This is a genomic window from Streptomyces lichenis, from assembly GCF_023218175.1.
GTDB classification, from domain to species: Bacteria; Actinomycetota; Actinomycetes; order Streptomycetales; family Streptomycetaceae; genus Streptomyces; species Streptomyces lichenis.
Genome location: NZ_JALPTH010000021.1, coordinates 136,823 through 148,839, shown reverse-complemented (window position 1 = coordinate 148,839; position 12,017 = coordinate 136,823). Strand labels below are relative to the sequence as shown.

At 73.3% G+C, this 12,017-nt stretch carries 12 protein-coding genes; 3 read left to right on the top strand and 9 right to left on the bottom strand.

Annotation, left to right across the window (positions count from 1 at the left end; translation table 11 throughout):
• Together M1O15_RS21410 and M1O15_RS21405 are read right to left on the bottom strand one after the other, a co-directional pair.
• Positions 1 to 680 (bottom strand): TerD family protein (locus M1O15_RS21410; RefSeq protein WP_248635716.1); only part of this gene is annotated, 680 nt, incomplete at its 3' end.
• A 209-nt stretch (positions 681 to 889) separates the two neighbouring features.
• Entirely contained in the window at positions 890 to 1,468 is a 579-nt protein-coding gene (locus M1O15_RS21405; protein WP_248635715.1) for a M48 metallopeptidase family protein, read from the bottom strand.
• Between the two features lie 263 nt (positions 1,469 to 1,731).
• Here M1O15_RS21405 and M1O15_RS21400 point away from each other — a divergent pair, with 263 nt between their 5' ends.
• Together M1O15_RS21400 and M1O15_RS21395 are read left to right on the top strand one after the other, a co-directional pair.
• Positions 1,732 to 2,895, top strand: coding sequence for a ThiF family adenylyltransferase (locus tag M1O15_RS21400; RefSeq protein ID WP_282577037.1), 1,164 nt, complete (start codon positions 1,732 to 1,734; stop codon positions 2,893 to 2,895).
• Positions 2,896 to 2,979: 84 nt separating this feature from the next.
• Positions 2,980 to 4,392, top strand: coding sequence for an ABC1 kinase family protein (locus tag M1O15_RS21395; protein WP_248635713.1), 1,413 nt, complete (start codon positions 2,980 to 2,982; stop codon positions 4,390 to 4,392).
• A 60-nt stretch (positions 4,393 to 4,452) separates the two neighbouring features.
• Here M1O15_RS21395 and M1O15_RS21390 read toward each other — a convergent pair whose 3' ends face one another.
• The 5 genes from M1O15_RS21390 to M1O15_RS21370 all read right to left on the bottom strand — a co-directional run bounded on the left by M1O15_RS21390 (position 4,453) and on the right by M1O15_RS21370 (position 8,485).
• Positions 4,453 to 4,671, bottom strand: coding sequence for a hypothetical protein (locus M1O15_RS21390; protein WP_248635726.1), 219 nt, complete (start codon positions 4,669 to 4,671; stop codon positions 4,453 to 4,455).
• 214 nt (positions 4,672 to 4,885) lie between these two features.
• Positions 4,886 to 5,212 (bottom strand): putative WhiB-interacting protein, encoded by a 327-nt coding sequence (locus M1O15_RS21385; protein ID WP_248635712.1) that lies wholly within the window; start codon positions 5,210 to 5,212, stop codon positions 4,886 to 4,888.
• A complete protein-coding gene (locus M1O15_RS21380; protein WP_248635711.1) occupies positions 5,209 to 5,577 on the bottom strand; it encodes a WhiB family transcriptional regulator in 369 nt (122 codons plus the stop codon). The genes M1O15_RS21385 and M1O15_RS21380 overlap by 4 nt, the downstream gene beginning before the upstream one ends.
• 169 nt (positions 5,578 to 5,746) lie before the next feature.
• Positions 5,747 to 6,070, bottom strand: coding sequence for a hypothetical protein (locus M1O15_RS21375; protein ID WP_248635710.1), 324 nt, complete (start codon positions 6,068 to 6,070; stop codon positions 5,747 to 5,749).
• A gap of 168 nt (positions 6,071 to 6,238) precedes the next feature.
• Positions 6,239 to 8,485, bottom strand: coding sequence for an ATP-dependent DNA helicase UvrD2 (locus tag M1O15_RS21370; protein ID WP_248635709.1), 2,247 nt, complete (start codon positions 8,483 to 8,485; stop codon positions 6,239 to 6,241).
• A 678-nt stretch (positions 8,486 to 9,163) separates the two neighbouring features.
• On the opposite strand from M1O15_RS21370, the gene M1O15_RS21365 reads away from it, so the two are divergent.
• Positions 9,164 to 9,421, top strand: coding sequence for a mycoredoxin (locus M1O15_RS21365; RefSeq protein WP_248635708.1), 258 nt, complete (start codon positions 9,164 to 9,166; stop codon positions 9,419 to 9,421).
• A gap of 145 nt (positions 9,422 to 9,566) precedes the next feature.
• Here the strand turns inward: M1O15_RS21365 and nudC are convergent, their stop codons facing one another.
• Complete coding sequence (nudC, locus tag M1O15_RS21360; protein ID WP_248635707.1) at positions 9,567 to 10,517, bottom strand: NAD(+) diphosphatase; 951 nt, start codon at positions 10,515 to 10,517, stop codon at positions 9,567 to 9,569.
• A 79-nt stretch (positions 10,518 to 10,596) separates the two neighbouring features.
• The gene (locus M1O15_RS21355; RefSeq protein WP_248635706.1) at positions 10,597 to 12,009 is read right to left on the bottom strand and encodes a dipeptidase; all 1,413 of its coding nucleotides are present in this window, start codon (positions 12,007 to 12,009) and stop codon (positions 10,597 to 10,599) included.
• Positions 12,010 to 12,017 lie beyond the last annotated feature (8 nt).

Sequence of the window (12,017 nt, the reverse complement as noted above, 5' to 3'; positions counted from 1 at the left end):
GGGGGGGGGGGGGGGGCGGGGGGGGGGGGGGGGGGGGCGGGGGGGGCGCCGAAGGCGGTTGGGGCGCTCGGCGCGGCGGCCTGGGACGGCGGGGCGAAGGCGGGCGGCTGCTCCTGCCCAGGACCCTGCTGCCCCTGCTGCTCCTGCTGCTCTTCGGCGACCTCGCCGCCGAAGTTCTTCAGCAGTGCGTCCAGTCCGCCGTCGAAGCCCTGGCCGACGGCGGCGAACCGCCAGACGTCCTTGAGGTAGAAGTCGCCCAGCATCAGGGCGCGCTCGGTGCTGAACTCCGAGCCGTCGAAGGCGTAGCGGGCGACCTCCTGGCCGCCGGCGACGATCCGCAGATAGCCGGGGGCGACCTGGGACATCTGCCCGGCCCCGTCGATCGTCGCGGTGAACGACAGCTTGTGGATGTGCGCCGGGATGCGGTCCAGCGTGACCCGGAAGGACTCGGTGTCACCGGCCTGGGCGCCGAGCAGCTGGATGGACTCCTCCGGCGACTTCGGCTGGTTGAAGAAGACGAAATAGCGGTCGTCCGAGAGCCGTTCGCCGGCGTCCAGCCCGAAGCAGCTGATGTCGAAGGTGAGACCGGGCGCCGTGATCTGCACCCCGACGTACAGATCGGTCCCCGGTGTCAGGTCGCTGATCCTGGCCTTGTGGCCGCGTTGGAATTCCCTGGCCATGCGTAAGACCGTCCCCCATCCCGATGGTGTTTCCGTCGCGCCAGGCTAACGGCTGCCGCCGACAATGGACCAAGCCGGAACGGTTTCGGAACACGATCGTCGAAGTGACGGACCACCAGGCCACCGAGCCGGTGAAACCCGTCACCCGGAGTGACGAACCACCTCTGCCGTCCGCCCTCCCCGGCCGCCCTGGCGGCGTCCCGTCGTCCCTACTCGTCCACGCCCCCGCCGGGCGGATGGGGCAGCCGGGCGGCCGCCGCCACCCCCTCCAGATAGCCGCGGGCCCGCTCGGTGCGGGGATAGGCCTCCAGCAGCCGCCAGAACCGGGGGCCGTGGCCGGGGACGAGCAGATGCGCCAGCTCATGGGCGAGGACGTAGTCGATGACGTACTCGGGCATGCCCTGGAGCCGGTGGGAGAGCCGGATGCTGCCCTCCGCGGGCGTGCAGGAGCCCCAGCGGGAGTTCTGGTTGGTCACCCAGCGCACCGAGGTGGGGCGCGCCCGGCCGCCGAAATACTGGGCGGACAGCCGCTCGGCCCGCTCGCTGAGCTCCGCGTCGCCGAGGGCGCGCTTGCTCTCCTGGGCGGCGAGCTTGTCGAGCATGACCGTCACCCAGCGCCGCTCCTCCGCCTCCGACATCCGGGCCGGGATGAGGACGATCGTCCGGTCGCCCTCGCGGTACGCGGACACGGTGCGGCGGCGGCGTGAGCTCCTGCGGACCTCGACCGCGCGGGCCGCCGGCGGGGCGGGCGGGTCGCTGGTCGGGCTGCGCTGGGGGTCGGCGGGCACGCCTCGACGTTACCGGGTGCCACCGGCCCACGTCCCGAACGCAAGGACCCGGGCGCCGTCACCGTGCCCCGGCGGGGAGCTGTCACCGTACCTCGGCCGGGTCCCGGCGGCGTCCCCCGTCCACCTCCCCCTCCCCCTCCCCCTCCCCCGGTGTGATCAGCCCACCGTCCCTGTGGACAACTTTCCACGGCCCCGGTCGAAGGCGGCCATCCTGCTGCCAGTGATCGGTTCGGACGGACGGACGGGGGCACGGTGTGCATCCGATGGTGAAGCCCGCGCTGCGGCGGGCCTGGCGTGATCTTCAGTATGTGCAGTTCGGGGCGGCGCCCGCGCACGCGGTGGTGCTGGGGCCGTTGGACACCACGACCGGCAGCCTTCTCGGGCTGCTCGACGGCACCCGGGGGCTCGGGCTGCTGCGGCAGGAGGCGCGGGCGCTGGGCCTGCCCGACGGGCGGCTGGAGGCGCTGCTGGACCGGCTGGCGGCGGCCGGGCTGCTGGACGACGCGGCGTCCGGCGGCCCACGGCCCTCCCCGCCACCAGGTCCGGAGCAGGACGGCAGGGGCGGCGGTGGTGGGCAGGAGCGGCTGTGCCCCGACCGGGCCTCGCTGTCGGTGGTGCACCGCGAGCCGGGCGGTGCGGCCCGCCGACTGGAGGCCCGGTCGGCGATGAGAGTGCAGGTCAGGGGCGCCGGTCGGGTGGGTGCCGGGATCGCGGCGCTGCTGTCGGCGGCCGGGGTGGGACAGGTGGAGGTGCTGGACGGGGGCCGGGTGGAGACCTGGGACGTGGCGCCGGGGGGACTGCCGCCGGAGGAGGTCGGCGGGCGGCGGGACACGGCGGCCCGACGGCTGGTGCGGCGCTACGGGCCCGGTGGCCGCTCGCCCCGGTCGGCCGGTCCGGGGCGCGGTGGGACGGCCGGATCGGAGCCCGGGGTGGCGCTGGTGGTGGTCGCCCCCAGGGACGGGCTCGCCGCCTACGCGCCCGACCCGCGGCCGGCGGAGGCCTGGGTGGCGACCGGCACCCCGCATCTGTACGCGGGGGTGGTGGAGGCGACGGGGGTGGTGGGCCCGCTGGTGCTGCCGGGCGGCACGGCGTGCGTCCGATGTGTGGAGCTGGAGCGCACCGACCGGGATCCGGCGTGGCCTCGGATGCTGGCGCAGTGGCGTTCGGGCCGGCTCAGTCTCATCCCTCCGTGCGATGTCACCCTGGCGGCTTCGGTGGCCGGACTGGCCGCGGCCCATGCGCTGGCCTTCCTCGACGGTGATCTCCCGGCGAGCACCGGTGCCCGGTGGGAGGTGTCACTGCCGCTGCTGGAGTGGCGCGTGGTGCGGGTGGCCCCGCATGCCGACTGCCCGTGCGGGGCGGCGGCCCGGTCGGTGGTGGACCGGGCCTCGGCCTTGGGGCCCGGGCAGGACACAATGGCGGGGTAGGCGTGGTCGGGCGCGGTGCCGCCGGCGGGTGGCGGGACGGCCGTCCGGGCGTCACGGCACGGCAGTCAGGACCTGGAGGGGCGCATGTCTGATCTTCCCCGGAAGGCGGTCACCCGGACCGCCAAACTGGCCGCGTTGCCGATCGGCTTCGCGGGCCGGGCCACATGGGGCCTGGGCAAGCGGATCGGGGGCAAGTCCGCCGAGATCGTGGCGCGCGAGCTCCAGCAGCGCACGGCCGAGCAGCTCTTCCGGGTCCTGGGCGAGCTGAAGGGCGGGGCGATGAAGTTCGGGCAGGCCCTGTCCGTCTTCGAGTCCGCGCTGCCCGAGGAGATCGCCGGACCGTACCGGGCCGCGCTCACCAAGCTCCAGGAGGCCGCCCCGCCGATGCCGGTCCGGACGGTCCACAAGGTGCTGGTGGAACGGCTCGGTGAGGACTGGCGGGAGCTGTTCCTGGAGTTCGACGACAAGCCCGCGGCGGCGGCCTCCATCGGCCAGGTGCACCGGGCGGTCTGGCAGGACGGCCGCGAGGTCGCCGTGAAGGTGCAGTACCCGGGCGCCGGTGAGGCGCTCCTCTCCGACCTGGCGCAACTGGGCCGGTTCGCCCGGCTGCTGGGGCCGCTGATCCCCGGGATGGACATCAAGCCGCTGATCACCGAGTTGCGCGACCGGGTGGCGGAGGAGCTGGACTACGGCCTGGAGTCGGCGGCGCAGCGCGCCCATGCCGAGGAGTTCGCCGACGATCCTGATGTGGTGGTCCCCGGGGTGGTGCACCAGTGCGACCAGGTGCTGGTGACGGAGTGGATCGACGGGGTGCCGCTCTCCGAGGTGATCTCGGACGGCACCCCCGAGCAGCGCGACCGGGCGGGCCAGCTGCTGGCGCGCTTCCTCTTCTCCGGCCCGGCCCGCACCGGGTTGCTGCACGCCGACCCGCACCCGGGCAACTTCCGACTGCTGCCGGGTCCGGACGGCGAGGAGGGTCCGGAGGACTGGCGGCTGGGAGTGCTGGACTTCGGCACGGTGGACCGGCTGCCGGGCGGGCTGCCCGAGACGATCGGGGTCTGTCTTCGGATGACCCTGGAGGGCGAGGCCGACCGGGTCTACGAGCTGCTGCGCGAGGAGGGGTTCGTCAGGGAGACGATCGACCTCGACCCGGACGCGGTCCTCGAATACCTGCTGCCGATCATCGAGCCGGCCCAGGTCGGGGAGTTCACCTTCACCCGTGAGTGGCTGCGGGGCCAGGCGGCGCGGATCGCCGATGTCCGCTCCCCGGCCTACCAGTTGGGCAAGCAGCTGAACCTGCCGCCGTCCTATCTGCTCATCCACCGGGTGACGCTCAGCACCATCGGTGTGCTGTGCCAGCTGAACGCCTCGGTCCGCCTCCGCGACGAACTGGCCGACTGGCTCCCCGGCTTCCTCCCCGACCAGCGGGACGGGGCGGACCAGCAGGACGCGGCTGTCCGGCAGGACGCGGACCGCGGCGACCCGGTCGGCAGCTAGGCCGCCCCTGCCCAGGCCCTCACCACCAAGCCCCACTGCCAGACGCCCCTCACCCAACCCTCACCACCAGGCGGAGCCCAGCCGGCTCTCGATCGCCCTGAGGTTGTCGCGGGCGCAGGTGTCGCAGAAGTAGTGGCGACTGCCGTTCTCCAGGGAGCACGTCCAGGCGGTGGCGGGGCCGTCGGAGACGGCGCCGCAGCGGGCGCAGACCACCGCGTCGGACGGCGGCTCGTCGCCGTCCCGCGGTGCGGGTGGGGTCGTCCGGTTCCGGTCGTTCACCGCGAAACGATAACTCCACCGCTCGTGCCCCGGGCGGACAACGCACCGCGGGCCCGGTCCTCCGCGAAGGACCAGGCCCGTCTCCATACTCGATGTGCCGCGCTCATCGTCGCCGCGTCCGGCGGCAGTCGCCGGACGCCGCGTGGCCGAACGGCACCCGCGCCGGTGGCGGCCGCGTGCCCCATAGCCAGTGGCCGCCGCCCTTCGGGTGCCGTCAGTTCATGACCGCCATGGCCAGCGCACGGCGGGCGCGCAGCGAGGCGCGCTCCGCCCTGCGCTGCAGGCGCCGGGCGGTCACCAGGTTGATGGCCTGGCGCTCCGCCCGTGCCTCCCTCAGGCGGTCGTGCATATGCGCACGGGCCAGGGCTTCTTGCATGAGTTGCATCTCACGGTTCCTGTTCTGACGCGAGATGTTCGCGCCGGTGGTGGTGACAGCTGGGGTAGCGGAGCCGCACGGCTCGCTGGTGGAAGAGGTCATCGGGGCCTGCTTCTGGGGATCGTGCGTGTAAGGGCGGTCGATGGTTCCCAGCGTGACGTTCATGCCACGACCGGGTTCTTGCGCGGGCGGCCACGGGGCCGCTTCCGGGCTACGACCACGCCCTGGACGAACAGCTCGCCGCCCCAGACGCCCCACGGCTCGCGCCGCTCTTTGGCGCCCGCGAGGCATGCCTCGATCAGCGGGCAGGTGCGGCAGAGCGACTTGGCGTACTCGACGTCGGCCGGCGACTCGGCGAAGAAGACCTCCGGGTCGTAGGAGCGGCACGGTACGGGCACACCGAGGTTCTCGATGGCGTCGTCAAGCGCGGTGAGCGCGGTCAGGGGAGTCAAGGCGGGATCCTTCGTGGGGCCGTTCGGCGGGAGAGCCTCGGAGGGCGGTACGGACGGGGCGTGCGCTTCGAGTTGCACGGTCGTGTCTTCCTCGTCTGGTCGGTCCGGCCGGTCGGCCGGTGGATTGGTACCGGGTTCTGCTGGTCCCGAGGCCCCTTCGCCCTGTCTCGCCTGTGCGGGCAAAACAGAAGGGCCGCGGATCCCGGGTGGGGTTCCGCGGCCCTGAAGGCGCCGGTCTGACTCTGCGTCAGACTGGATCGCTCCAGGGTTCGAGCCCACGGAAGGCCCACTTCAGGTACTGCTGCGTCTGCTTCTTGGTCTCGGCACCGGTAGCCGCAGTGCCATAGGCCGTCGCCTGTGCCACTACCGCTGCTTCCAGTGCCTTGGTCGGTCGCTCGTTCCGCTCCCGGACGGGGAGGGTGGCAGGGGTGGCGGGACGCGCGGCTCCATGGCCGGACATACCGCTGCCCAGGAACGAGAAGCCGGAGAGGCCGAGCGAGCAGGCGGAGGCGACCGAGCGATCGGTCACTTTGGTGGTGCCACGGGTGATACCGGTGTTGATGCTGATCACTGGACTCGCCTCCTCTCGGCGTCTCGGGAGCCCGGCCGGAGCCGGTCTCGCAGGTATTCGGATAAGTACAGCACGAAGGCGGGGCTTCGGAGAAGCCGCCGTGTCCGTGGTTAAGAACCTATGGGGCTTGACGGGGCGGGCGCAAACTATTTTTCCGACGAGTTTCCGTCACTCCCCCGCCTCCCCCTCGGCACGGTCCTCACCAGCGCAGATGGCGAGGACATCGGTGCCGAAGCGGTTCAGTTTGCGGACCCCGACGCCGGCGATCCGGGCCAGCTCATTGTCGGTGGACGGGACCGCCTCGGCGATCGCCATCAGCGTCTTGTCGGTGAACACGCACCAGGCCGGCTGACCCAGCGACCGAGCCCGCGCCGAGCGCCACTCCCACAGCCGGCCGTGCAGCGCCTCGTCCATGTCGGAGGGGCAGTCCTCGCAGCGCATCAGCTTCATCTCACCGGCGCCGGTGAGCGTCGCCCCGCAGACCCGGCAGCGCGCCACGGTCCTGCCCCTGCGCCGGGCCGCCACCGGCACCTCCTCCGCGCCACGGACCCCTTCACCGCCTTCCCCACGCTCCACACCGCCGGCGCCCCCCAGCGCCCCGCCCGCGCCCACGGCACCGGCCGAGCCGGTGCGCAGCCCGCTGAGGAACCGGGAAGCACGGCGCGAGGCCCGGCCGCCCGGAGAGCGGGACAGCGCCCAGGAGAGCGACAGATGGCGCCGCGCGCGGGTGACACCCACATACAGCAGCCGCCGCTCCTCCTCGATCTGCCCCTCGGTCTTGGCGTAGGTGATCGGCAGCATGCCCTCGGTCAGCCCGACCAGGAAGACCGCGTCCCACTCCAGGCCCTTCGCGGCGTGCAGCGAGGCGAGCGTCACCCCCTGCACGGTGGGGGCGTGCTGCGCGGCCGCCCGCTCGTCCAGCTCGGCGACCAGATCGGCCAGGGTAGCCCCCTCCCTCGCCGCCGCGAAGTCCTCGGCGAGCCGCACCAGCGCCGCGAGGGACTCCCAGCGGTCCCGCACCGCGCCGGAGCCCACCGGCGGCTCGGTCGTCCAGCCCTTGGTGGAGAGCACCGCCCGCACCTGGGACGGCAGATCCACCACCGCGTCCAGCAGGGAGTCGTTCGCCCCGAAGCGGGCCGCGCCACGCAGCGCGGCGCCCGCCTCCCGTACCTCCGGCCGGTCGAAGAACCGCTCCGCCCCGCGCAGCTGGTAGGGCACCCCGACGTCCGCGAGCGCCTGCTCGTAGATCTCGGACTGGGCGTTGATCCGGTAGAGCACGGCGATCTCCCCGGCCGGCACCCCCGCCGCGATCAGGTCCCGGACCCGGCGGGCCGTGCCCTCGGCCTCGGCGGGCTCGTCGCCGTACTCCGTGTACACCGGCGGCGGCCCGGGCTCGCGCTGCGAGACCAGCTCCAGCCGGTGGTCGGCTGCCCGGCCCCGGGCCTGGCTCAGCAGCCCGTTGGCCAGATGGACCACCTGCGGGGTGGAGCGGTAGTCCCGGACCAGCTTGACCACCGTGGCCTGCGGGTGCCGCAACCGGAAGTCCAGCAGATGGTCCGGGGAGGCCCCGGTGAAGGAGTAGATCGTCTGGCTGGCGTCGCCGACCACGCACAGGCTGTCCCGGTCGCCGAGCCAGAGCTCCAGCAGCCGCTGCTGGAGCGGGGAGACGTCCTGGTACTCGTCGACGACGAAGTGCTGGTACTGGCGGCGCACCTGCTCGGCGATGTCCTGGCGGTCCTGGAGGATGCCGACCGTCAGCAGCAGCACGTCCTCGAAGTCGATCACCCCGCGATCGCGCTTCAGCTCCTCGTACGCCGCATAGAGCTGGCCGATCTCGGCAGGGTCCCGCGGGGCGTCGCGCTGCGCCCGCAGCACGGCGGCCGGATAGTCGGCGGGAACGGTCTGGGTCACCTTGGACCACTCGATCTCGCCGGTGGCGTCCCGCAGCTCGTTGCGGTCGAGACGGATCCGGCAGCGCGCCGCCGCCTCGCCGACCAGCTGGACCTTGCGCTCCAGCAGCCGGGGCAGCTCGCCGCCGACCGCCTTCGGCCAGAAGAACTGCAGCTGCCGCAGGGCCGCCGAGTGGAAGGTGCGCGCCTGCACCCCGCCCGCCCCGAGCTGCCTCAGCCGCCCCCGCATCTCCCCGGCGGCCCGATTGGTGAAGGTGACAGCCAGGACGCTGCCGGGCTGCAAGATACCCGCGCGCACCCCGTAGGCGATGCGGTGGGTGATCGCCCTGGTCTTGCCCGTACCGGCGCCGGCCAGCACACACACCGGCCCGTGCAGGGCGGTCGCCACCTCGCGCTGCTCGGGATCCAGCCCGTCGAGCACCGCGTCGGCGTCCTGCGGAGGAGCCGGGAACTGGCTCACCTCCGAGGCGGACGGGAAGAGGGAGGAGTGCGTTGCTGCTGTCACCCTGCCATGCTGCCAGGTCCCCCGGGGCGGACGGGACGGTTGTCCACAGGGCAGCAGTCCCAGTCGTATCAACGCCGCCACCTGTGGACAGCCAACCACGGCCCACGGCCCCCACCACATACGTTCTCTTCCGAAGGAGCCGCACAACACGGACGGAGGTGGTGCCGACACACGTTCCGGCTGCGAGGACGCCGCCTGCTGGCGGCTGCGGCCCGGGCGGATCCGGAGGCTTCGGGAGGTGTGGCTGCGGCCTAGGCAGCCTCAGTGGCCGCAGCCGCCCAGGCGGCTGCGGCCAAGGCAGCTGCGGCTTCGAGCGGCTTCGGCGCAGGCGGCTTCAGTGGCTGGCTTGGGCGGCTTCGGTGCTTGCGCCGAGGCGCAGTCGGCCGCAGGGCTCCGGCCGAGGGAGGCGGAGGCGGAGGGACGGGGGCGGGGGTGGGGGGGGTGGGGTGGGGGTGGGGGGAGGGGCCCCCAAGGAAGGCGAGCGAGCGGGACTGTGAAGTGGGCTCACGTGCGGCAGGGCGGTGGGGCCACCGGAGCGGCGGAGGTCGGGGTGGCGGGCACAACGTCCGGCAGGGTGCCGCGCCCTCGGGAATGCGTCGGCGGGGCGGGACGTTGGGCTGAGTGCACGGGTGCGGCAGGCGCACCCGCCCCGAGGCACCGACGAGGAGCACTACGGCCATGCAGGGCACTGTGACGATGTACAGCACCACGTGGTGCGGTTACTGCCGCCGGCTGAAGAGCCAGCTCGACCGTGAGGGCATCGCGTACAACGAGATCAACATCGAGCAGGACCCGGAGTCGGCCGCCTTCGTCGAGAAGGCCAACGGTGGCAACCAGACCGTGCCCACGGTGCGCGTGGTTGCCGCCGGCGATGGCGCCGAGGTGGTCATGACGAACCCCAGCCTGGCGCAGGTGAAGCAGGCGCTGGGCGCCTGAGCGGTATGCGCAGGGCCCCGGTCGGCGAGTGTCCGACCGGGGCTTTCGGCGTTTCCGGTTCCGGCTTCCGGGGTCTCGGCCCCGTCTACCGGCGGGCGGTCCGCTGAAGGAAGCGACGACCGGCCCCCGTCCCCGCGCGTCGGCGTCAGGCTGCCGGGCCGGGGGCGCGGGTGGGGATCGGCTTGCCGTACCAGAGTTCGAGCAGCCGGGCCGCGATGGAGATGCCGTACGGGGGGAGCACGTCGCCGGAGTCGAACGCGGCGCCCAGCTCCTCACGGGAGAACCAGCGGGCCTCCTCGATCTCGTCGCCGTCCACGGTGATCTCCGAGGAGGTGGCGCGCGCCATGAAGCCGAGCATCAGGCTGGAGGGGAACGGCCACGGCTGGCTGGCCACGTACTCGACCTCGCCGACCGTCACGCCGACCTCTTCGTAGACCTCGCGGGCCACCGACTGTTCGATGGACTCGCCGGGCTCGACGAAGCCGGCCAGGGTCGAGAAGCGGCCTTCGGGCCAGTGCACCTGCCGGCCGAGCAGCGCGCGGTCCTCCTCGTCGGTCACCAGCATGATCACCGCGGGGTCGGTGCGCGGGTAGTGCTCAGCGCCGCAGGCGGGGCAGCGGCGGATGTGCCCGGCGGCGGCGATCACCGTGCGTTCCCCGCAGCGTGAGCAGAACCGGTGCAGCCGCTGCCAGTTCTCCAGGGCCACGGCGTGCGCCATCAGCGCGGCGTCACGTGCGGAGAGCAGGAGGCCCGCTTCGCGTAGTCCGGCGGGGCGGGCCGACTGGTCCATGCGGCCGGGCAGGGCGTCCTTCTGCAGGGCGAAGTAGCTGACACCGTCCTCGTCGGTGCCGAGGAAGTAGCGGTGGGTCTCGGTGACCGGCGCCTCGAAGGAGGGGGTCATGACGAGTGTGGTGCCGCCGTCGGGTGCGTCGTCGATCAGTGCCTGGCCGCCGGAGACGACGAACACCCGGGTGGTGGGGTGGCTCCAGGCGGCGGCCAGCCATGCCTCGTCCAGGCGGTGGTGCGCGGCGCGGTCGATGCCGCTGGGCGCGGTGAGGCTGATGGGGCGGTGGCCCGGGTTGCTGATCGTGCTCACTGGTTTCCTACTCCCCCGGTGGATGCGGATGTCTCGGGAGCCGGGCCCTGTGCCGTGTCGCCCGGCCCGGCGGGGGCGGTCAGCTGCTCAGTGCGCCCCGTAGTTCGCCCCAGAGGTGGGCGCCGGCCTCGGCGCCCTTGAACAGCAGGTCGAGCTCGACCTTCTCGTTGGGGGCGTGCCAGCCGTCGGACGGTACGGAGATGCCGAGGAACAGCACGGGCGCGGCCAGTACGTCCTGGAGGTCGGCGGCCGGTCCGGAGCCGCCCTCGCGGGTGTAGCGGATCGCGGCGCCGTCGAAGGCGGTGCTCATGGCGCGGGCGACGGCGGTGAGTGCCGGGTGGCCGAGCGGGGTGAGGCAGGGCCGGGTGGCGCCGTTGAAGGTGATCTCGTACCGGATGCCGGCCGGGAGCCGGGTGGGCACCCAGTCCCGTACCGCGCGTTCGATCTTGTCCGGGTCCTGCCCGGCGACCAGCCGGAAGGACAGCTTCAGCACGGCGGAGGCGGGGATGATCGTCTTTCCGCCGGGGCCCTGGTAGCCGCCGGCGATACCGTTGACCTCGGCGGTCGGCCGGGCCCAGACCCGCTCCAGGGTGGTGTGGCCGCGTTCGCCGTGGGTGGCGCCGGAGTGGGCGGAGGCCAGCCAGGACGCCTCGTCGAACGGCAGCTCGGCGATCAGCTTCCGCTCTTCGTCGGTGAGCTCGGCGACGCCGTCGTAGAAGCCGGGGATGGCGACCCGTTCGTCCTCGTCGTGCAGGGCGGCGGCCAGCCGGGCGGCGGTGGTCGCCGGGTTGGGGACGGCGCCGCCGAACGAGCCGGAGTGGATGTCCTGGGCGGGGCCGTGCAGGGTGATCTGGCATTCGGCGAGGCCGCGCATGCCGGTGCACACGGTGGGGGTGGTCTCCGACCACATACCGGTGTCGGAGACGACGACCGCGTCGGCGGCCAGCCGCTCGTGGTGGCGCTCGATCAGCGCCCGGAAGTGCGGGGAGCCGGCTTCCTCCTCACCCTCGACCAGCAGCTTGAGGTGGACGGCGGGGGCGGTGCGGCCGGTGGCGGCGAGGTGGGCGCGGACGGCCAGGCTGTGGAACAGCACCTGGCCCTTGTCGTCGGCGGCGCCCCGGGCGTAGAGCCGGCCGTCGCTGATGACCGGCTCGAAGGGGTCGGTGGCCCAGCCGTCGGCGAGGGCGGCGGGCTGGACGTCGTGGTGGCCGTAGACGAGGACGGTCGGTGCGTCCGGGTCGTCGGAGGGCCACTCGGCGTACACGGCGGGGTGGCCGCCGTCGGTCTCCCACACCTCGGCCACCGGGAAGCCGGACCCGGCCAGGTGGTCGGCGAGCCACCGGGCGCTGTCCCGTACGTCCTGGGCGTGCTCCGGCTGCACCGACACGGACGGGATGCGCAGCCACTGCGCGAGGTCGCCGAGGAAGGCGTCGCGGTGGCCGGCTATGTACGTACGTACGGTGCGGACGGCGCTGTCCGGGGTGGGGCTCATGTCCTTGA